18 protein-coding genes are annotated in these 20,194 nt (G+C 58.8%); 1 reads left to right on the top strand and 17 read right to left on the bottom strand.

Annotation, left to right across the window (positions count from 1 at the left end; translation table 11 throughout):
• Positions 1 to 44: 44 nt before the first annotated feature.
• The 6 genes from HBO23_RS10985 to HBO23_RS11010 form a co-directional block, all read right to left on the bottom strand.
• Positions 45 to 425 (bottom strand): OB-fold domain-containing protein, encoded by a 381-nt coding sequence (locus tag HBO23_RS10985; protein ID WP_017136017.1) that lies wholly within the window; start codon positions 423 to 425, stop codon positions 45 to 47.
• Between the two features lies 1 nt (position 426).
• Positions 427 to 1,605 carry a thiolase domain-containing protein gene (locus HBO23_RS10990; RefSeq protein WP_170038044.1) on the bottom strand — a complete coding sequence of 393 codons (1,179 nt, stop codon included), beginning with the start codon at positions 1,603 to 1,605 and terminating at the stop codon, positions 427 to 429.
• Complete coding sequence (locus HBO23_RS10995) at positions 1,602 to 3,599, bottom strand: acetoacetate--CoA ligase (protein WP_170038046.1); 1,998 nt, start codon at positions 3,597 to 3,599, stop codon at positions 1,602 to 1,604. The genes HBO23_RS10990 and HBO23_RS10995 overlap by 4 nt, the downstream gene beginning before the upstream one ends.
• Positions 3,600 to 3,718: 119 nt before the next feature.
• Positions 3,719 to 4,447, bottom strand: coding sequence for a TetR family transcriptional regulator (locus HBO23_RS11000; protein WP_170038048.1), 729 nt, complete (start codon positions 4,445 to 4,447; stop codon positions 3,719 to 3,721).
• 74 nt (positions 4,448 to 4,521) lie between these two features.
• Positions 4,522 to 5,817: an aminotransferase class III-fold pyridoxal phosphate-dependent enzyme gene (locus HBO23_RS11005; RefSeq protein WP_170038050.1), complete on the bottom strand. Its 1,296-nt coding sequence runs from the start codon at positions 5,815 to 5,817 to the stop codon at positions 4,522 to 4,524.
• Positions 5,801 to 7,132, bottom strand: a complete 1,332-nt coding sequence (locus tag HBO23_RS11010) for an amino acid permease (RefSeq protein ID WP_225933013.1) — start codon at positions 7,130 to 7,132, stop codon at positions 5,801 to 5,803. Before HBO23_RS11010 ends, HBO23_RS11005 begins: the two co-directional genes overlap by 17 nt.
• A gap of 489 nt (positions 7,133 to 7,621) precedes the next feature.
• Here HBO23_RS11010 and HBO23_RS11015 point away from each other — a divergent pair, with 489 nt between their 5' ends.
• Positions 7,622 to 7,858 carry a hypothetical protein gene (locus tag HBO23_RS11015; protein WP_170038054.1) on the top strand — a complete coding sequence of 79 codons (237 nt, stop codon included), beginning with the start codon at positions 7,622 to 7,624 and terminating at the stop codon, positions 7,856 to 7,858.
• Positions 7,859 to 7,903: 45 nt separating this feature from the next.
• Here HBO23_RS11015 and HBO23_RS11020 read toward each other — a convergent pair whose 3' ends face one another.
• The 11 genes from HBO23_RS11020 to HBO23_RS11070 all read right to left on the bottom strand — a co-directional run bounded on the left by HBO23_RS11020 (position 7,904) and on the right by HBO23_RS11070 (position 20,010).
• Positions 7,904 to 9,775 (bottom strand): DUF2075 domain-containing protein, encoded by a 1,872-nt coding sequence (locus tag HBO23_RS11020; protein WP_170038056.1) that lies wholly within the window; start codon positions 9,773 to 9,775, stop codon positions 7,904 to 7,906.
• 24 nt (positions 9,776 to 9,799) lie between these two features.
• Positions 9,800 to 10,183, bottom strand: a complete 384-nt coding sequence (locus HBO23_RS11025; protein WP_170038058.1) for a nucleotide pyrophosphohydrolase — start codon at positions 10,181 to 10,183, stop codon at positions 9,800 to 9,802.
• A gap of 414 nt (positions 10,184 to 10,597) precedes the next feature.
• Positions 10,598 to 11,368, bottom strand: coding sequence for a S24 family peptidase (locus HBO23_RS11030; RefSeq protein WP_138450494.1), 771 nt, complete (start codon positions 11,366 to 11,368; stop codon positions 10,598 to 10,600).
• Between the two features lie 214 nt (positions 11,369 to 11,582).
• Positions 11,583 to 12,110 carry an inorganic diphosphatase gene (ppa, locus tag HBO23_RS11035; protein WP_003176323.1) on the bottom strand — a complete coding sequence of 176 codons (528 nt, stop codon included), beginning with the start codon at positions 12,108 to 12,110 and terminating at the stop codon, positions 11,583 to 11,585.
• A 93-nt stretch (positions 12,111 to 12,203) separates the two neighbouring features.
• Complete coding sequence (locus tag HBO23_RS11040) at positions 12,204 to 13,034, bottom strand: M90 family metallopeptidase (RefSeq protein WP_170038060.1); 831 nt, start codon at positions 13,032 to 13,034, stop codon at positions 12,204 to 12,206.
• Positions 13,035 to 13,040: 6 nt separating this feature from the next.
• Positions 13,041 to 13,694, bottom strand: a complete 654-nt coding sequence (locus HBO23_RS11045; RefSeq protein ID WP_017136026.1) for a DedA family protein — start codon at positions 13,692 to 13,694, stop codon at positions 13,041 to 13,043.
• A 313-nt stretch (positions 13,695 to 14,007) separates the two neighbouring features.
• Complete coding sequence (locus HBO23_RS11050) at positions 14,008 to 14,466, bottom strand: GNAT family N-acetyltransferase (RefSeq protein ID WP_099547578.1); 459 nt, start codon at positions 14,464 to 14,466, stop codon at positions 14,008 to 14,010.
• A 93-nt stretch (positions 14,467 to 14,559) separates the two neighbouring features.
• Positions 14,560 to 15,393 carry an ethanolamine ammonia-lyase subunit EutC gene (eutC, locus tag HBO23_RS11055; protein ID WP_170038062.1) on the bottom strand — a complete coding sequence of 278 codons (834 nt, stop codon included), beginning with the start codon at positions 15,391 to 15,393 and terminating at the stop codon, positions 14,560 to 14,562.
• Entirely contained in the window at positions 15,390 to 16,784 is a 1,395-nt protein-coding gene (locus HBO23_RS11060) for an ethanolamine ammonia-lyase subunit EutB (protein WP_170038064.1), read from the bottom strand. The genes eutC and HBO23_RS11060 overlap by 4 nt, the downstream gene beginning before the upstream one ends.
• A gap of 64 nt (positions 16,785 to 16,848) precedes the next feature.
• Positions 16,849 to 18,282, bottom strand: coding sequence for an ethanolamine permease (gene eat, locus HBO23_RS11065; protein ID WP_138450483.1), 1,434 nt, complete (start codon positions 18,280 to 18,282; stop codon positions 16,849 to 16,851).
• A gap of 207 nt (positions 18,283 to 18,489) precedes the next feature.
• Entirely contained in the window at positions 18,490 to 20,010 is a 1,521-nt protein-coding gene (locus HBO23_RS11070; RefSeq protein ID WP_058420203.1) for an aldehyde dehydrogenase family protein, read from the bottom strand.
• Positions 20,011 to 20,194: the final 184 nt, after the last annotated feature.

Consider the following 20,194-nt stretch of genomic DNA (forward strand, 5'->3'; position numbering starts at 1 on the left):
TAAATCGGCTGGCATGTGTCTTACCGTCAACTTAAAAAGGACAATCAAACTGACGGAACAAACACGGGGACTTTTTGGCCGCTCGGCGTGGGCGCAAACGCCACCTTGAGCCGTTGCCCGATGCGCAAGCGGTGCGCAGCCTCACACTGGATGACCGACAACATCGTTGGCCCTTCGTCGAGCGTCACGTAGGCAATGCAATGCACGTCGTCTGCGCGCCCGCTATAGCTGAAGCTGTACAAGGTGGCGCCACCGCTGGCGACGATCCAATCGGTTGCGGTGCTGCCGGTGAACGGGCTGTGATCGCGGGGGTAGTAGTAGGCCTTGCCGGTGTCCAGGCAACGGCGTAGCAACAGTTGGTCTTGATTGGCGGCAGCCCAGAAGGGCGCACTTTCCGCGGTGATGTGCGGTGAGGTCAGTGGCATATCAAAGGCGCTCCAGTATGAGTGTGGCGCTGCCGTGGCGTGAGCCCAGCAGGCCGCCGGTGCCGTGGGCCAGAGCCAGTGCGCAATGAGGCCGTTGAACGGCCGGGTGTGCTTCGCCGCGCAACTGGCGCACAGCCTCAATTAGCCTGGCCATGCCGCCGCGATGGCCGGGGTGGTTATTGCACAGGCCGCCGCCGTCAGTGTTTACCGCCAAGGGGCCGACACCGCTGATCAACTTGCCGTCAGTGACAAAGGCGCCGCCCTGGCCAGGGGCGCAAAAACCGAGGTTTTCCAGCTGGATCAATACGGTGATGGTGAAGCTGTCGTACAGCGACGCGTAGTCAATATCGCCAGGTGTGAGGCGCGCCTCACCGAATGCATTGGCGCCGGATTGCGCGCCACCTGAGGTCAGCAGGTCGAAGTAACCGCCGTTCAGATGGTTAATCGCATAGCCCGAACCGATAGGCGTAATCAGCGGCCGTTTGAGCGAGCGCGCAATGGCTGGATGCACCAGCACCAGGGCACCGCCGCCGTCGCTGATCACGCAGCAGTCCAAGCGCCGCAAAGGGGCGGCGACCCAGGGTGAACTCAGAACGTCTTCCACCGTTACCACATTGCGCAACATGGCCTGCGGGTTGTGCTGGGCATGGTGCGATGCCGCGACTTTTATCCAGGCCAATTGCTCGGCCGTGGTGCCGTGTTCGTACTGATGGCGCATGGCGCACATCGCGTAGCGGTTGACCACGGCAGCGCCATAGGGCGTTTCAAACGGTGCTTCACAGGCGCTGTACGCTGGGTCTAATGCGCTGCTTTGCGGACGTTGGCGCTCGGCACGCGGGCGCCCGGCCTGGGTGATCAAGGCGACACGGCAGCGCCCATCGGCGATGGCGCGTGTAGCCTGGGCGACTTGATGCATGTAGGACGAGCCCCAACTTTCCGTCGTATCCAGGTGCCGTGGCTGGATGCCCAGGTACTCGACCATGGAGAACGGCCCTACGCCTGGCGCTCCCCAGCCCGGCACATCACTGGCGCAGAAATAGCCGTCGACATCACTGAGGCTCAGCCCCGCATCCTCCAGTGCGCCGCGTGCCACATCGGCATGCAACTGCGCCAGGGAGCGGTCCGTGGCGTGGCGGGTAGGGTGTTCATAGGCACCCACGATATAAGCTTTACCCCTCATGGCTGGCGGCTCCGGGCGGCGTATTCGATAAAGAACTCAAGCGCCTGCGGGTCACGCATGGCGCTGGGGTTGGCGACTTTCTGCGGGTCGTGTCCCATCAGGATCCGGCGTACCGGCACTTCCATTTTTTTCCCGGTGAGGGTGGTGGGAATCAGCGGTACAGCCAGGATGCAGTCCGGCACATGCCGAGGTGTGCACGCCAGGCGCAGGCAGTCGTTCACGCGTTGCTGCAAAGGCTCATCCAACACCGCGTCGGCACGCAGCTGTACAAACAGCGGCATAAAGAAACCGCCCTCGGGCAAATCAAGGTTAACGATCAGTGCATCCTCGATTTCTGCGATGTGCTCCAGCGCCCGATAAATCTCTGCCGTGCCGATCCGCACGCCAAAGCGGTTCAGCGTCGCATCGGAACGCCCCAGCACCTGGCAGCCGCCGCGAGCATTGAGCAAAAAGAAATCCCCATGGCGCCACACGCCCGGCCATGGCTGAAAGTAGCTGTCGCGATAGCGCTCGCCCGTGGGGTCATTCCAGAAATACACCGGCATCGACGGCATGGGCGACCTCACCACCAGCTCGCCGACTTGATCGATCACCGGTTGGCCGTGTGCATCAAACGCATGGGCATCCACCCCCAGGGCGCGCGCCTGGATCTCGCCGGCATACACCGGCAAGGTCGGTACGCCACTGACCAAACCGGTGCAGATATCCGTACCGCCGCTGCCCGTGTTGACCCACACCGCCGTGTTCAGGTTGCGGTAAAACCATGCATTACACTGCGGTGAAACCGGCGACCCCACCGGCATTACCGTGCGCAGTGCGTGCAGGTCAAAACGCTCGCCGGGCACCACCCCCTCGCGTTGCATCAGTTCAATGTAGGTGGGGCTGGTGCCGAAAAAACTCGCGCGGCTGTCTTGCAGGATTTGCCACAGCGCATCGGTGCCTGGCCAGGTGGGATGGCCGTCGTAAAGCACCGGGCGTACACCGCAGAGCAAGGCACTGAACAAGGTGTTCCACATCATCCAGCCGGTGGTGGTGAAAATGAAGGCGGTGTCACCCGCACGAAAATCCAGGTGCAGATGCAGTGCTTTGAGCTGCTCCAGCAGAACCCCGCCATGGCTGTGAACGATGGCTTTGGGCACCCCCGTGGTGCCGGACGAGAACAGTACCCATAACGGATGATCGAAGGGGACTTGCTCGCACTGGAAATCGGCGGCGGGCACGCTGGGGCGCAGGCGCAAGCTGTGCCAGTCGATGGCGTTAGGCAGCGTCAATGGCTCATCAGCAAACAGCGCCGGCAGCACAATCACCTGTTGGATACTGCCCAACTCGCCGACGATCTGCCGGACCTGTTCGCGCCGGTCAAACACCTTGCCGCCATACCGGTAACCGTCCACCGCCAACAGCACTTTCGGCGCTAATTGCCGCACCCGATCCAGCACACCCTCGCTGCCGAAATCCGGCGAGCAACTGGCCCAGATCGCACCGATGGCTGCGCAGGCACATAGTGCAATCATCGCCTCGGGAATGTTTGGCAGGTAAGCCACCACGCGATCACCGGGCACTACGCCGAGCTCTCGCAGATAGCTGGCGAGCGTGCGTACCTGGTCGCAGAACTCGACCCATGGCAAGCCCTGCAACGCAGCGGATTCGCTCAGGTAGAGCAGCGCATCGCCTTGCCGTTCGTTGCGCAAAATGTGTTCGGCAAAATTCAGCTGCGCGCCGGGAAACCACTCAGTACCCGGCATCCTACGATCACCCAGCACCGCGTGGTAGGGGCTACTGGTCTGCACCTTGAAGTGGTCCCAGATCGATTGCCAGAAAGCGTCCAGATCATCGACCGACCACTGCCATAGCCCGTGGTAGTCGACAAAGCTCAGCCCGCGCTCGCGTTTGAGCCAAGCCAGGTAATGCGTGAGGCGGGTATGTTGGATATGTTCAGGGGAGGGCTGCCAAAGCCGTTGGCCCTGGACCACTTCGTTGAATGCAGTCGCCACGATTTAAGACCTCTGACGTTTTTGTTTTTAGGGTCATGGGGTATTCATGCGTGACGGACTGTAGCGATAAATTGTACGACGTACAATTGATAGGCTTTCTGATTATGTTGTGCGATTTTTCAGCGACGCGCCGCCAGGGTTTCCAGGCCGCAGAGGAGGGTGTCGACATAAAACGCAAAGCTCTCATGCAGCGGCGCGTGCACACCATTTTGCCAGCGCAGGCTGAAACCACGGTTGCTGAGCTGGCCCATGTTCTGCGCAAGGGTCGGGTGCTGCTCGGCGTCAACGGTCTGCAGGCTTTCCTGTACTTGCTGCTGCCAGGCTTCGGTGTTCTCCGGCAGCGGGGCGAACTCCAAGGTGGTGAAACCGGCAAGGGCGGCGATAAACGTGTTGTAGGCGCCAGCCAATGAAGGCCCACTGAAACCCGCTTGCTGCAACGCTGCCAATACGCCTTCTACCAACTTGAAGTCGGTGCGGGTGTTGGAGACCAGTTGCGCACCGAGCAACGGCGCCACATTCGGGTGCTGGTGCACAGCGTTATGGCAATTAACCAGGGTGGCGCGAAGGTAGTCCTGCCAGCGTTCCTGAGGGTGCGGTGCCACCCCTTCAAGGACTTTGGCCAGCACTTCACTCAACAGCAACTCACGTGATGAGACGTACCAGTAAATGGCTGTCGGGTACACGCCCAGGCTATTTGCCAAGTTGCGCAGGCTGCATTTTTCCAGGCCTTCGCGGTCGATCAACGCCAATGCGGCGGCGATAATCGTGTCTTTATTCAGCTGGTTTTGCGGGTCTTCGCCAACGGTTTTTTTACGCCTGCCTCGTGGGTTTGCGGTTTTGCTGGTCATGGACGTTATTCCGGTTGAGCGACGGCGAAAGGATAGCCGGTCGTCGATTCGCTGTCGCTCTTCCAGGCGTGGTGTCAGTCTCTGGTCAACATGCCTCCATAGCGTTCTACAAAGGCCTGTGTAGCGTTAACCAGCCGATTCATTTCGTGCTCGGTCAGCGGCAGGCTCAACGCAAACAGCCCACGCCGCGCACTGTAGATCCCACATTCAAGCAGGTGAAAAAAGAACAGGTCCCGTAGGCGGTTTCGGTCCGTTGGGATATCCGTGGGCCGAAGAATCGGCAAGCCTGTGGGATGCAGGTTCATCACTGAACCCTGCCCGGTAAACTGCATCGGCATAGAGGCGAGCACCTCGTTCAGTTGCTCGCGCAACCGGTCGCCCCTTGTATTCAACGCAATGGCTTGCTCACGGGTATACACCTGCTCCAATCCAGCGATACCCGCCGCCATGGTCAGTACGTTGTTGTTAAAGGTGCCTGCGTGAGAGAGGCTGCCATGGCGCGGATCGAACTGCACCATGATGTCTCGTCGGCCACCCAACATTCCACAGGGCATCCCGCCGCCGAGGTATTTGCCCAGGGTCATCAGGTCAGGCGTTATACCGAGCTTTTCTTGTAAACCGCCTGGGCCAAGGCGTGAAGTCATCACCTCATCGAACACCAGCAGTACCCCATACGCACGGCTCAACTCGCGCAAACCCTCGAGAAAGCCCGGCGCGGCGCAGATACAGCCACCGGCGCCCAACATCGGCTCCACGAGGATCGCCGCACATTCGCCAGGGTGCTCAAACAGCAAACGCTCGACACTGCCTAGATCGTTGTAATCCGCCAGGTACACGCGGTGGGGCACATTCATCGGCGTGCCTGGCCCGGCAAAACTCAGCACGCCGCCGTGATAACCGCCGTTAAACGCGATGACGCCGTCGCGCCGGGTGTAGGCCCGTGCCGCCGCCAGCGCGAGCAGATTCGCCTCGGTACCGGAATTGGTAAAGCGCACCTGTTCGATACAACCAAAGCGCTCCACGATCAACGCTGCCAACCGCGCTTCCAGTTGCGTAGGGGCGCTGAGGTTCAGCCCGTTCGCCATCGCCGTCGTCAGCGCCTGGATGATTACCGGGTGAGAGTGCCCATACAGCGCTGCGGTGTATTCGGCGAGAAAGTCGACATAACGATGCCCGTCCAGGTCATCAAGAAAACAGCCCGCGCCGCCCGACATCACCAACGGAAACGGCGCATAAAACAGCACTGAGCGGGTATTGCCACCCGGCATTACCCGCGCGGCCAAGTCCATTTGCCGGGCGCTGTTGGGGTTGGCGTGGGTATAGCGTGTGATGCAGCGCTGCAACGCGGACCTATCAGGCGCTGTGAACATCGCTCACCTCCTTGGATGCGTTGCGCTTTGGATATACCAGCAGCAACAGCGCAAACCAGGCCGCCGCCACGTAAAACGCCGTGCGCGTCTCCGGGTCGCGAATCACCAGCACCGTCAACCCAGCCAAAAACAACAGTACCAACACGCTGCTGCCCCGAGCCCACGGCAAGCGATACGCCATCAGCGGCAACTCACCCCGCTGCACCTTGTACCGATACGCCATATGCGTGGTGATGATCACCGCCCATACCCAAATCAACAGGCCCAGAATGCCGGTGATCAATAGGTTGAAAATACGTTCCGGCATCAAATAGTTCAGCAAGACCCCCACCAGCAAAATCGCGGTCGACACCATCAAGCAACGCGCCGGCACCTGGCGCGGGCTTAACACCTGCAATTGACGGGGTGCCTGCTGAATATGCGACAGCGCAAACAACATCCGGCTGGTGGCAAACAACCCGGTATTGCACGACGACGCCAGCGCACTGATCACTACAAAATTGATCAGCCCGGCCGCAATCCCCAGGCCAATGCTGTCGAACACCCTCACAAACGGGCTTTGCGAGGTATCGATCTGGTTCCAGGGATAAAGGGCCATGATCACCGCGATCGACCCGATATAAAAAATTGCCATCCGCCAGATGATGCTATTGATCGCTCGCGGCAATGTGCGCTCCGGGTTGGCCGTTTCCGCCGCCACCAAGCCAATCACCTCGACCCCGGCAAAGGTAAACGCCGCCAACGGTATCGCGTACCAAAAGCCACTCCAGCCATTCGGGAAAAAACCGCCGTGCCGCCACAGGTTAGTGATTGAAGGGGTGGTTTGCGACGATGTATCCAGCCCGAATATCAGAATCGCCAAGCCTGCAGCAATCAGCCCGACAATCGTCACCACCTTGATCAACGCCAGCCAGAACTCCACCTCGCCAAACGTCTTCACCGCAAACAAGTTGATCACCATCAACACCACCGTGGTGACCAACGCTGGAATCCACTGTGCCAACTCCGGGAACCAATATTTCATCAACAAGCCGATCCCCGTAACCTCCAGCACCCCCACCAGAATCCAGATCAACCAATACGACCACCCCGTGATAAACGCCACCCGCGGCCCCAAAAACTCCTCCGCATACGTCGCAAACGACCCGCTACCGGGCCGATACAACGACAACTCCCCCAGCGCCCGCGCAATCAAATAAACCATGCCCCCACACAACGCATACGCCAGCAACAACGCCGGCCCCGCCGTGGCAATTGCCTTGCCCGACCCCAGAAACAAACCGGCCCCAATAATGCCGCCGATAGCAATCAACATCACATGACGCTCCTTGAGCGACCGCGCCAAGCCATGGTTGGAAGAGTGAAGCGGTGGTGTGGACATCAGCATTCCCCAAGCTGTATTGCACAGCAGTAGTGAGGTGGCCCGGCTCAGACCGGATTTTATTGTACGGTGTGCAATAAGCAGGTTTTGGGCCAAATATTAAACGCGGCGGCAAGCGGTTTTTAAACGGGCTGTTTAGATATGTTTGTAGGAAGGTTCGTTGGGGCGATGTCGATTGGGGCGAGGGTGAAAGCGTGTCACCTGGGGAAACAGATGGGTGGGGGGGATACGGTCGAGAATCAGGGGTGATTTTCAAGGGCCAGCAGGGCGGATCCCTTTCATTTGAAGGACGTTTCCTAGAGAATTCCAGTCGCTTGCGCCAGCTAAATTCCGCGACTAGGCTGCGTTCCGTCACTGTTTTTTCAGTGATCGGGTTTAGTCGCCCGTGTCGATTGGTACACACTTTCTGATTGGAGTTGTGCCATGGAAAACGTTAATTCGGATTTGCCTTCTGCGCGTGTTACGAACCCATTTGCTGTGAATGAAGAGCTGAGCTTCGAGGATGCTTGGGTGCGAGTGGCTGAGTTGCTGCAGTGTGCGGTGGCTACGTCGCAGGTGCTCGGTGAACCGCTGGGTGCGCCGCATTGGGCGGTGATGCATTTGGTGGAGATGGCGAAGATGGTGGCGGATCGGGCTGTGGAGTGTTTGCAGCCGAGGTGATGCGAGGCGCTTGCTTCGTTTGTCGAGGCAAGCGCCAACTCGCTATTAATCGCGGCTTTGATTTGTAAGTCGGCTCGCAAAGTACTGAGCCGTTTCTGGGTCCGTGCAGTACAGGTAGCAGCCTTTCATTCCTCGAGTCATCAGGGTTCGGTACGTGTTCTTGATGATCAAGTCCGTTTCCCGTTTGGCCAGGTCGGGTTGCTCCTTCATCATCTTTTTCCAGCCCCGAATGGACTTGTCGTTTTTATCTCGTTCAAGAGCTGAGGTAAGAACGTGTCCATCCCTTACGATGAGGTCCGGGCCGATAATAACGCCGATATAATCGACCTCCAGACCCTGGCATGTATGGATACAACCGACCTGTTCAACAGAGTTCTCTGCGATGATCCACAGACTGCCATCCTGATCCAGATTCCATTGGCGTTCGTAGTCGCTACCTATGACGATGTCGGATTCGCGAGCATCTTTCTTGCTGCGCCAGGGCCAGCAGTAACCGGCAACCACTCGGGCTTTGTTACCGTGGTTTTTTTGCTCGATGGCCGCATGCATGGCTTGAGGCGTGTCGAATATTTTAAATTCATACTCGCTGTTATCGAGAAGAGGGTTGGCGGTTGCGCGGATATCAAGCACGTCGTCCAGCCATGCCAGATAACCGTCGGAGCCACTGCAACGAAACTGTGATGACAGCGTGTATTCCTCAACCTCTGCTCCTTTTGCTTTTGCAAAAGTACGGATCGCTTGTTTGCTGCCAATGTCATTCAGGGTAACTCGTTGATCCTCATCGATGAAAAAGACTGAGCACTTGGCCGACTCGATCAACTCCTTGATTTGGTTCTCACCCAAATTTGCGTAAAGCCCGCTTTTTTCGTTCAAACGGTGGGCTTCGTCGACGATAAGTGCGTCAAAAGTGTTGGGCTCAGTTTCGATAAATGCGCCCGAACCGGAGAATAGATTGGAGAAGTGGCTGCGTTTGATCGTGCCTACCAATTTGCTCTCATACACTTTTCGCGGCGCGGCATTTTTTGAGACGTACTTGCTCAGTAACCCAAGGCTTGTGAGCCTCACGAGCAAATTAATTGCCAAAACTGTTTTGCCCGTACCCGGACCTCCCTCGATGATAATCACCCTCGGCGCTGCCTCAGAGGCGGTGCTCGCCGCTGCAAGTGCGGATTCAAATGTCGCTTTTTGATCATCGATCAATATGAATTCGGGCTGGCCTTTTAGAAGCCCTTTAAGTGCGTCAGCCAAAGCCTTCGAAGGGCGAATTTTTCCATTGGAAAGCTCATAGAGTATTTCCTTGTTATCGCCGTGAAGGATGTGTGTCTTGAGAAAAGCACGCAACTTTTCTAGCTCATCCGGTCCTTTGAGGAACAACGGAGCTTTGCTGATGTACGCCTCGTAATGCGCCGAATTTATGACCCCATCACTGACATAGTTGTGAAGATAAGCGCAGGGACGGACCTCAATGCTCTTGTCATAGACCGCCTCGTTGAAGCCTTCCAGCAATGCGGCGTACGACCAGACTTGGTAACAAGGATGGATGGTTTCCACCATGCCGCCACCCAAGACGGTTTTGACGATTGCGTCTTTCGTGGTCGAGGTCGATTTACTCCACTGCTTTAACTCAATCAGGACAGCGTTTTTACCTTGATTTGCATCCCTGCCAGTCATCAAAAAATCGATACGTTTCGAGGATTGGGGGATGTGCAGTTCAATAGCCAATCCGGCGTCATTCGGTAGCCCTTCATCTCGAAGCACCTTCGCCATGTACGTCAGCGACCCCTGCCAGGATTTGATTTCCGACGCGCCAACTCGCTTGCCGGTGGCTTCTTTGTAGTGCCTGAGAATGACCTCCTCGATATCGTCGTTATCGTTGTCTTTGAGAAATTGCTGTTTGGTAGCAGCGTAAACGATCACGAAAAGTCCTTAGCGCGTGGGATGTCAGAGTTGGTCGTATTTTTTGCTGGTGCTTTTGGCTTTATCGACGGGGTACTTCAACCCGTTAAGCGCGAGTTTATTTTTGGTGGCTTCGTTGAGGTCGACATCCAGCACGCTGGCAAGACGGACCAGATACATGAGGACATCGGCGAGTTCGTCTTTTACGGCCTGTGCTGTTTCAGGACGCTTTGCCGCTTCCACGGAGTCGGCCTCACTCATCCATTGGAAAATCTCGCAGAGTTCGCCCACTTCACCCGTCAGTGCCAAGAGAAGGTTTTTCGGAGAATGGAATTGTCGCCAGTCACGATCATCAGCAAAGCGCTGCAATGAAGCAGAAAGACTTTCAACGTTTACCAGGTGCTCGGATGTGCTACCTACTTTGCTCACAGGCTCGCCTCTTGATCGCCGATGGTTATCGCATCCGTAAATGGATTTGGAAAACTAGACAGGGATTGTAAGAGAAATCTATCTTTGCGTGAGTCTTTTGCGGCCTGAACGTCAGGTAGATTTTTGGCAGGAATATAGGTTTTGGAAAGTGGTGGTAGGTTTGAGCCAAGCTGGCTTAGCTATAAATGCTGATCGGGGAATTCCAGACATTAAAAAGCCGGCTTGTGGCCGGCTTCTCGGGGACTGCCTCAGCTTGTTTTTGACAAACCTCACCAGCCTTCAAATCGCTCAGCCCACATCGAGTCTGGCTGAATAGTAGGGGCATCAGCGGGAACTCCTCCGCATCGCCAAGCAGGGTGGATAGCGCAAAGCCACCCCCTGCCAAATGTGGGCGGCATGATACCCACATTCACCTCAAATGCCTACCTCCGGGTCCGATTTAGAGCCTTCCCAGCCCAGCAGGTGTTCGTCCAGTGGGACGGGTCTGCGGTTGTTGAGGGTGGACCACCAGAACACCCAGCCGACGATCCCGAAGTTCTGTTCAAAGCGTTGTTCGTGGGTGAGGTATTCGTCCGGGTGTTCGCTGGCGTTGTGGCTGCGCATGCGCAGGCCGCCGCCGGGGCGGTTGTAGAGGTATTTGATGCGGAGCATGCCGTCGTGTTCGACGGCGTAGATTTCGCCGTCGGTGATTTGGCTGCGGCCGCGGTCGATGGCGAGGGTGGCGCCTTGTTGGATGATGTCGGTCATGCTGTTGTCGACCATGTAGGCGCCTACCGCGCGGTCGGGGTGTACGTTGAGGGTTTCGAGGGTGTGCAGGGAGACGCGGATGCGCTCGGTTGAGGTGAATGTGGGGTGGAGGGCGATCTCCACGTCGATTTTTTCTGGGAGGCGGGCGGGGCCCGTGAGGTACTTGCCGCTGTCTTCGCGGGTGGCGATGCCCTTGCTTGGGTCCGGGCCTTCCAGCAGGAAGTTGGCCGGCGGGTGTTTGAGGCCTTCGCCGGTGCGCAGCCAACGGCTGGAGACGCAGAGCAGTTCTGCGATCTCGTTGAGTCGGCCCATGGGCACGCCGCGCTTGAACCAGTTGTTCACGTGTTGAGGCGTGACACCACGGTTCTTGGCGAAGTCGGAGGCGGAAAGATGAACTTCCCGCAGTAACGCTTTTAGTCGATCACCTGATGTATTCATAAACGCAGAGTTTACTGGCCGGAAAAATACATCAAATAAACTATGCGTTGAGTTTCGCGTGTAGGGATTTGCTTAGTTGTAGTCTGATATGTCAGTTATCTAATCTTATTAAACGTTCCGAATTAAACATTGAACTTGGCGTTTAATTTTTCCCACAAAAAAAGCCCCGAATCGTCGGGGCTTTTTTGATTGCCGGGGCAATGAGGAGCGGGTATCAGCCTTTGTAGGCAGCGACCGACTTCATGATCTCGGCGCGGGCGGCGTCTGCGTTGCCCCAACCGTCGATCTTCACCCATTTGCCTTTTTCGAGGTCTTTGTAGTTCTCGAAGAAGTGCTTGATCTGTTCCAGCAGCAGTGGCGGCAGGTCGGTGTATTCCTTCACGTCCACGTACAGCTGGGACAGCTTGTCGTGTGGCACCGCGATAACTTTGGCATCGCCACCGCCGTCGTCGGTCATGTTCAGGATGCCGACTGGGCGCGCGCGAATCACCGAGCCTGGGGTAACCGGGTAAGGGGTTACTACCAGCACGTCGAGGGGGTCACCGTCGTCAGCCAGGGTGTTAGGGATAAAACCGTAGTTGGCCGGGTAGAACATCGGGGTGGCCATGAAACGGTCAACGAACAGGCAGTCGCTGTCTTTGTCGATTTCGTATTTGATCGGCGCGTGGTTGGCCGGAATTTCGATGGCGACGTAGATGTCGTTCGGCAGGTCTTTGCCAGCCGGAATCTTGCTGTAGCTCATTGGGCGGTGCCCCCGTAGTTGGCCATGAAACATGGCCGGATTGGCCTAAAAGTGGCGGCGATTATAGGCATATTCTGACGCCGATGCCATGCGTCAGACGTCGTGTGGCGCCAGCGGTTCAGTCTGGTAGCGGGCATCGCCGGTTTGCAGTTGGTGCAGGCGGGCCAGCGGGTCCTGGCGATAGAAGCGGCTCAGTTGCGCGTACACCTGGGGGTAAGTGCCGACCAGTAAATCCGGGGCACTGAAGAAATACTCACTGGTGACGGCAAAGAACTCCGCCGGGTTTTCGGCGGCGTAGGGGTCGATGTCGGTCTCGGCGTCCGGGTTGGCATCCAGTTGGCGGTTGAGGTCGTCAAAGGCGCTTTGCATCACGCTGGCCCATTCCTGCACGCGCATGTCGTGGTGCAGCGGCGGCAGGCCGTTGGCGTCGCCGTTGAGCATGTCCAGCTTGTGCGCCAGCTCGTGGATCACCAGGTTGTAGCCTTCCCACTGGCCGCTGGCCAGTACGCCGGGCCAGGCGAGGATCACCGGGCCTTGCTGCCAGGCTTCGCCGCTGTGCTCACCGTCCCACTCGTGCTCGACGCCGCTGGCATCGCGATGGCGCTGGGGGCTGAGGAAGTCGTCGGGGTACAGCACGATTTCGTGAAAACCCTGATACCAGTCGAGGTCGCCCAGGTTCATCAACGGCAATTGTGCCTGGGCGGCGAGCAGCAGGCGCTGTTCCTGATGCAACTCGACGCCGGGCAGGGCGGTGAGGTGCTTTCCATTCAGGAACACCACGCAGGCTTCGCGCAGCCACTGGTCCTGCTCGGCGCTGATGCCGTCGAGGAAGGTCAGGTGGTGGCGCACCCGCTGCCAGGTGTCATCGGCAATCGGGTGCTTGGCCAGCAGGCGCCGGCGACGCCAGGCGCTGAGGGACCACATCGCGGGTTACTGCGGCTTGGCTTCGGAACTGCGGCCAAAACGGCTGCGGACCACGCCGATGATCATTGGCACCAGCGACAGCAGGATGATGAACACCACCAGCAGCGAGAGGTTCTTTTTGATAAACGGCACGTTGCCGAAGAAGTAACCCAGGGTGACCAGGCCGCCAACCCACAGGATGGTGCCGAACACGCTGAACCCAAAGAAGCGCGGGTAAGGCATTTTGGCGATACCGGCCACGAATGGCGCAAAGGTGCGCAGGATCGGCAGGAAGCGCGCCAGGGTCACGGTTTTACCGCCGTGCTTGTCGTAGAAGTCGTGGGTTTTTTGCAGGTAGTCGCGGCGGAAGATTTTCGAATTCGGGTTGCTGAACAAGCGCTCCCCGGCCGTTCGTCCGATCACGTAGTTGGTACTGTCGCCGAGGATGGCTGCCAGCATTAGCAGGCCGCCCAGCAGGACCGGGTCCATGCCGCCGCCTGCGGCGACGGCGCCGGCGATAAACAGCAGGGAGTCACCGGGCAGGAAGGGCATGACCACCAAACCGGTTTCGCAAAAGATAACCAGGAACAGAATGGCGTAGATCCACACTCCGTAGTTTCTTACCAGCATGTCGAGGTACACGTCGAGATGCAGAATAAGGTCGAGCGGGTTGAAATCCATGGATGGCACCTGTGTGAATGGCCCGACTCAGCGGGCCTGTGCGGAAGCTACGGGTAAGTTAGGCTACAAGGTTATGTCGCGATTCTTACAACTCTGAGAGGTCCGCATTATACGGATTAAGAGGTGAAAAGCGTGTTGGTTTTGTAGCGGGGAGTGTCGCTGGTAGCAAGGCCCCACACCGACCTAAATGTTGCTCAGATGTAAATGTGGGAGCTGGCTTGCCTGCGATAGCGGTGGGCCAGCAAATGATGCATCCGCTGATACTTCGCTATCGCAGGCAAGCCAGCTCCCACAGTGGAGCGCTGGTGTTTTCTCAGTCCTCACTGATCGGCAGCACGTAGTTCTTGAACTCCGTATCTTCCCGAAAGCCGATCGACTCATAGGTCTTCTGCGCCACTTCATTGTCACTGCTGGTCGACACCCGCAGCCGCACGGCCTGGGTCTCCTTGGCCATCTTCTTCGCGGTGCGTATCAGGTTGTCGGCCACCAGCTGCCGGCGGGCATCTTCGGCCACGTAGATGTCGTTGAGGATCCACACGCGTTTAAGCGACAGCGACGAAAAGCTCGGGTACAGCTGGCAGAATCCCAGCAACCTTTTGTCGTCATCATCCGCCAGGGCCAGGTAGATCACCGACTCTTTGCGGCGCAGGCGCTTTTCCAGAAAGGCCCGCGACGAATCCGGGAAGGGCAGCGCGCCATAAAACTCACGGTACTTGACGAACAACGGGGTCAGCAGGTCCAGGTGTTCCAGGGTCGCTTGAGTAATCCGCATGCCAGGCCTCAACTTCCAAATGGGTGTATGACCACACAAGCGGTCGTGACTCGATGCTGCCTAATGACGCAAAAAAGCGCAATCGTGCAGCTATCAGTCATTGGGTGGGCTGAGCAGGAAATTGCCTTTCATCAGGTCAGGATCATCCGATTCAATGGTCTGAACCTGCGCCTCGTCCTTGAGGTTGACCCCCGACAGCTGCCGACGACACGCCTCTTTCATCAAATAAAGCAGGCGATGGGCGGCCATGCCGTAACTCAGGCCCTCCAGTCGTACGTTGGAGATGCAGTTGCGGTAGGCATCGGTGAGTCCGACCTTGGGGTTGTAGGTGAAATACAGCCCCAGGCTGTCCGGCGAGCTGAGCCCCGGTCGTTCGCCGATCAGAATCACCACCATCTTGGCCCCGAGCAATTGGCCGACTTCATCGGCCACTGCCACGCGGCCCTGTTCCACCAGAATCACTGGCGATAAAGACCAGCCTTCAGCCTGGGTCTGTTCCTCCATGCGTGTAAGAAACGGCAGCGTATGTTTATGCACCGCCAGCGCCGACAGGCCATCAGCCACCACCACGGCCAAATCCACGCCACCTGGGTTGGCGTCGGCATAGTCGCGCAGGCTCTGGGCTGACTCATCACTCAGGCGCCGGCCCAGATCCGGGCGTTGCAGGTACATGTGCCGGTCCACCGCAGCGCTGTGCAGCAACAGGCTGTCACGCCCGCGCTCGGCCATTTGGCTGCTCAGGCCCGCATGGTCGAAGGGCAGGTGTACCGCATCGCGCGCCTGGGCGTGGGCGAACTGAAAATCCAGCTGCGCGTTGGTGGGGATGCTGGTGCCGGTGCGGCCCAGGGCAATGCGTGCAGGTGTGAGGCGGCGCAGTTCCAGCCACGGGTTGTCAGGCAGGTCGAGTTGCACAGGCGGCTCCTTCATCCTAATTGCTTCAAGGCGTGGCGAAACGCCGGTGGCAGGCTGTTGCCAAAGTGCACCTTGCCGTCGGCTTGGGTGAAGATGCCCATTTTCGCCAGCCACTGCTCAAACTCCGGCGCCGGCTTTAAACCCAGTGTTTGCCGAGCGTACAGGGCGTCGTGGAACGAGGTGGTCTGGTAGTTGAGCATGATGTCGTCGGAGCCGGGGATGCCCATGATGAAGTTGATCCCGGCCACGCCCAGCAGGGTCAGCAGCGTGTCCATATCATCCTGGTCGGCCTCGGCGTGGTTGGTGTAGCAGATATCACAGCCCATCGGCACGCCGAGCAGCTTGCCGCAGAAGTGGTCTTCGAGGCCGGCGCGGATGATCTGCTTGCCGTTGTACAGGTACTCCGGGCCGATAAAGCCTACAACCGTGTTGACCAAAAACGGCTTGAAATGCCGCGCCACGGCGTAGGCGCGGGTTTCACAGGTTTGCTGGTCGACGCCAAAGTGCGCGTTGGCCGACAAGGCGCTGCCCTGGCCGGTTTCGAAATACATCAGGTTCTGGCCCAACGTGCCGCGATTCAGGCTCAAACCCGCTTCGTAGCCTTCTTGCAGCACGCTCAGGCTGATGCCGAAACTGGCGTTGGCCGCCTCGGTGCCGGCAATTGACTGAAACACCAGGTCCAGCGGCACGCCACGGTTGATGGCCTCGATGGAGGTGGTCACGTGGGTCAGCACGCAGGCTTGGGTGGGGATTTCGTAGCGCTGGATGATCGCGTCAAGCATCTCCAGCATGGCGCAGATCGAGGCGATGCTGTCGGTGGCCGGGTTGATGCCGATCATGGCGTCGCCGTTGCCGTAGAGCAGGCCGTCGAGAATGCTGGCGGCGATGCCCGCCGGTTCATCCGTCGGGTGGTTGGGTTGCAGGCGGGTCGACAGGCGCCCGCGCAGGCCCATGGTGCCGCGAAACTGGGTGACCACGCGGATCTTCTGCGCCACCAGCACCAAGTCCTGCACTCGCATGATCTTGGAAACGGCGGCGGCCATCTCTGGGGTCAGCCCGGGCGCCAGGGCACGCAGGGTATGTTCGTCGGCCGCATCACTGAGCAGCCAGTCGCGCAGGCCGCCGACGGTGAGGTGGCTGACTGCGCTAAACGCCTGCTTATCGTGGGTGTCGATGATTAGCCGGGTGACTTCGTCGCTTTCGTAGGGGATCAGCACTTCTTCGAGGAAGTGTTTCAACGGGATATTCGCCAGCGCCATTTGCGCCGCGACGCGCTCGCCGTCGTTTTGCGCCGCCACACCGGCCAGGAAGTCGCCGGAACGCGCCGGGCTGGCCTTGGCCATCACGTCCTTGAGGCTGTCGAAACGGTAGGTCTGTGTACCTACCGCGTGGGTAAAGCTTGCCATACAGTGTCTCCTTGGCGACGCGGGCTGCCCGTGAGTAAGGCGCCCGCATCGAGGTTTACGGCAGTTAGTGCAAGGCGGCCTCTGCGGCCTGGATCGCCGCGAATTCCTCTTCGGGCGTGCCTGCTACCAAGTGATGCCGGCTGTAGAAAGCAAAGTAAGCAATTAATACTCCATAGATGATCGCAGCGCCAATCACCACCCGTGGGTCCACCAGAAAGCCCGCTACCACGGCCACGCAGGCCAGTACCAGGGCGATGCCGGAAGTGAAAATGCCACCCGGCGTGCGGTACGGGCGGTCCATTTTGGGGCGGCGGATGCGCAACGTGATGTGCGCGGCCATCATCAGTACGTAGGAAATGGTCGCGCCGAACACCGCCACCAGAATCAGCAAATCACCCTGGCCGGTCAGCGACAGGCCGAAACCGATGATGCCGGGGATCACCAATGCCAGCACCGGCGCCTTGCTTTTGTTGGTCTGCGACAGCTTGCGCGGCAGGTAGCCGGCACGAGACAAGGCAAAGATCTGCCGCGAGTAGGCGTAGATAATCGAGAAAAAGCTCGCGATCAGCCCGGCCAGGCCAACCAGATTGACGAAGCTGCCCATCCAGGTCGAGCCGCCGTACGACAACGCCAGTGCTTCAACCAGCGGGTTACCCGATTTGATCAGCGCGTAGGTGCCGGCGCCGCCGGGCGCAATCACCAGAATCAACAGGGCAAAACTGGTCAGCACCACAATGGCGCCGATCAATCCGCGGGGCAGGTCGCGCTTGGGGTTCTTGGTTTCTTCGGCGGCCAGGGGCACACCTTCGACGGCGAGGAAAAACCAGATCGCGTAGGGAATCGCCGCCCACACGCCAACATAGCCAAACGGCAGGAAGGTGCTGGCGCCCTTGGCCTCGGTCACCGGCATGTCAAGCAAGTTGGCGACGTTGAAGTGCGGCACCATCGACACCAGGAACACCCCCAAGGCAATCGCAGCGACGGCGGTGATCACAAACATCAGCTTCAAGGCTTCACCCACGCCAAAGATGTGGATGCCGATAAAGATGATGTAGAACGCCAGGTAAATCATCCAGCCGCCGATGCCGAACAACGACTCGCAATAGGCGCCGATAAACACCGCGATGGCGGCAGGAGCAATCGCGTACTCGATCAGGATGGCGGTGCCCGTGAGGAACCCGCCCCAAGGGCCAAAGGCGCTGCGGGCAAAGCCGTAGCCACCGCCGGCGGTAGGAATCATGGAAGACAGTTCGGCCAGGGAGAAACACATGCACAGGTACATGGTGGCCATGAGCAAGGTGGCGAGGAACATGCCGCCCCAGCCGCCCTGGGCCAGGCCGAAGTTCCAACCGGCGTAGTCGCCGGAGATCACATAGGCAACGCCAAGGCCGACCAGCAGCACCCAGCCGGCGGCGCCTTTTTTCAGTTCGCGTTGTTGGAAATAGTCGGTGCCGACTTTTTCGAAGTCGACGGAAGAGCCAGTGGGTTCGCTAGGCATGGGGAAGTACCGTCCGTTGTTATTGTTCTAGCTCGACCTCTTTGTGTCGAACGTGAGTTGCGAGTACTTGCGAAGATCAAAATGTGGGAGCTGGCTTGCCTGCGATGACGGTAGGGCAGTCACCACTTTTGCTGGTTGAACTACCGCTATCGCAGGCAAGCCAGCTCCCACACTTGATTGCATTTCAAATGGTGGAGCGGGTGTTAGTTAGAAAAAGCCCAACGGATTAATGTCGTAGCTCACCAGCAGGTTCTTGGTCTGCTGGTAGTGATCCAACATCATCTTGTGGGTCTCACGGCCCACGCCGGACTTCTTGTAGCCACCAAACGCGGCATGCGCCGGGTACAGGTGGTAGCAGTTGGTCCACACACGGCCCGCCTTGATCGCACGGCCCATGCGGTAGGCGCGGTTGATGTCGCGGGTCCACACGCCGGCGCCGAGGCCGAACTCGGTGTCGTTGGCAATCGCCAGGGCTTCGGCTTCGTCCTTGAAGGTGGTGATGCTCACCACCGGGCCGAAGATTTCTTCCTGGAACACGCGCATCTCATTGGTGCCCTTGAGCAGGGTCGGCTGGATGTAATAACCACCGGCCATGTCGCCGGTCAGTTGCTCGACCTTGCCGCCGGTGAGCAGTTGCGCGCCTTCGCCCTTGGCGATTTCCAGGTAGGACAGGATCTTGTCGAACTGCTGCTCGGACGCCTGGGCGCCGACCATGGTGTCGGTGTCCAGCGGGTCGCCGCGTTTGATCTGCTCGACCTTCTTCATCACCACTTTCATGAAGTCGTCGTAGATCGACTCTTCAACCAGCGCACGGGATGGGCAGGTGCACACTTCGCCTTGGTTAAAGAACGCCAGCACCAGGCCTTCGGCGGCTTTCTCGATAAACGAAGGTTCGGCTTTCATGATGTCGGCAAAGAAGATGTTCGGCGACTTGCCGCCCAGCTCGACGGTGGACGGAATAATGTTCTCGGCCGCCGCGTGCATGATGTGCGAGCCCACTGGCGTGGAGCCGGTGAAGGCGATCTTGGCGATGCGCTTGCTGGTGGCCAGGGCTTCGCCCGCTTCTTTGCCGAAGCCGTGCACCACGTTCAGCACGCCAGGCGGCAGCAGGTCGCCGATCAGCTCCATCAGCACGTTGATGCCCAGCGGGGTTTGCTCGGCGGGTTTGAGCACCACGCAGTTACCGGCGGCCAGGGCCGGTGCGAGTTTCCACGCGGCCATCAGCAGCGGGAAGTTCCACGGGATGATCTGGCCGACCACACCCAGCGGCTCGTGGAAGTGGTAGGACGCGGTAAGTTCGTTGATCTCGGCGCTGGTGCCTTCCTGGGCGCGGATGCAACCGGCGAAATAGCGGAAGTGGTCAGCGGCCAGCGGGATGTCGGCGTTGAGGGTTTCACGCACGGCCTTGCCGTTGTCCCAGGTCTCGGTGATGGCCAGCAGTTCGAGGTTCTGTTCGATGCGGTCGGCGATTTTCAGCAGCACCAGCGAGCGGTCCTGGGCCGAGGTCTTGCCCCAGGCGTCAGCGGCGGCGTGGGCGGCATCCAGTGCCTTGTCGATGTCTTTGGCAGTGGAGCGCGGGAATTCGGCGATGGGCTTGCCGTTGACCGGCGAGGTGTTAGTGAAATAGTTGCCGTCCACCGGTGCAACGAACTCGCCGCCGATGAAGTTGCCGTACTTGGCCTTGAAGGAAACGATCGAGCCTTCGGTGCCGGGATGTGCGTAACGCATGGTGGGTATCTCCTGCTTTTATGTTTATTGGAGTACAGCGGTGTTGCGCGTGATAAAGCGTAGAGCAAAGGTTGGGCCATCGCTTTACACACCTGTTAAATCAAGGGTTTGAGCTTTGTTGCGAGGTGTTGCGGTGACAAGGCTGGCACAGCCGGTGTGACAGTTTGTGCCATAAGCGATACAC

Source organism: Pseudomonas sp. WS 5532 (genome assembly GCF_012985445.1).
GTDB classification, from domain to species: Bacteria; Pseudomonadota; Gammaproteobacteria; order Pseudomonadales; family Pseudomonadaceae; genus Aquipseudomonas; species Aquipseudomonas edaphica.

What these genes read in the sequence shown, in the direction of transcription:
- HBO23_RS10985 (WP_017136017.1), bottom strand. Translation starts at nt 425, where the DNA reads ATGCCACTGACCTCACCGCACATCACCGCGGAAAGTGCGCCCTTCTGG.
- eat (WP_138450483.1), bottom strand. Translation starts at nt 18,282, where the DNA reads ATGCCTAGCGAACCCACTGGCTCTTCCGTCGACTTCGAAAAAGTCGGC.
- HBO23_RS11015 (WP_170038054.1), top strand. Translation starts at nt 7,622, where the DNA reads ATGGAAAACGTTAATTCGGATTTGCCTTCTGCGCGTGTTACGAACCCA.
- HBO23_RS11045 (WP_017136026.1), bottom strand. Translation starts at nt 13,694, where the DNA reads ATGGATTTCAACCCGCTCGACCTTATTCTGCATCTCGACGTGTACCTC.
- ppa (WP_003176323.1), bottom strand. Translation starts at nt 12,110, where the DNA reads ATGAGCTACAGCAAGATTCCGGCTGGCAAAGACCTGCCGAACGACATC.
- HBO23_RS10990 (WP_170038044.1), bottom strand. Translation starts at nt 1,605, where the DNA reads ATGAGGGGTAAAGCTTATATCGTGGGTGCCTATGAACACCCTACCCGC.
- HBO23_RS11060 (WP_170038064.1), bottom strand. Translation starts at nt 16,784, where the DNA reads ATGGCAAGCTTTACCCACGCGGTAGGTACACAGACCTACCGTTTCGAC.
- HBO23_RS11050 (WP_099547578.1), bottom strand. Translation starts at nt 14,466, where the DNA reads ATGCGGATTACTCAAGCGACCCTGGAACACCTGGACCTGCTGACCCCG.
- eutC (WP_170038062.1), bottom strand. Translation starts at nt 15,393, where the DNA reads ATGAAGGAGCCGCCTGTGCAACTCGACCTGCCTGACAACCCGTGGCTG.
- HBO23_RS11010 (WP_225933013.1), bottom strand. Translation starts at nt 7,132, where the DNA reads ATGTTGATTGCTATCGGCGGCATTATTGGGGCCGGTTTGTTTCTGGGG.
- HBO23_RS11070 (WP_058420203.1), bottom strand. Translation starts at nt 20,010, where the DNA reads ATGCGTTACGCACATCCCGGCACCGAAGGCTCGATCGTTTCCTTCAAG.
- HBO23_RS11040 (WP_170038060.1), bottom strand. Translation starts at nt 13,034, where the DNA reads ATGTGGTCCCTCAGCGCCTGGCGTCGCCGGCGCCTGCTGGCCAAGCAC.
- HBO23_RS11000 (WP_170038048.1), bottom strand. Translation starts at nt 4,447, where the DNA reads ATGACCAGCAAAACCGCAAACCCACGAGGCAGGCGTAAAAAAACCGTT.
- HBO23_RS11030 (WP_138450494.1), bottom strand. Translation starts at nt 11,368, where the DNA reads ATGAATACATCAGGTGATCGACTAAAAGCGTTACTGCGGGAAGTTCAT.
- HBO23_RS11005 (WP_170038050.1), bottom strand. Translation starts at nt 5,817, where the DNA reads ATGTTCACAGCGCCTGATAGGTCCGCGTTGCAGCGCTGCATCACACGC.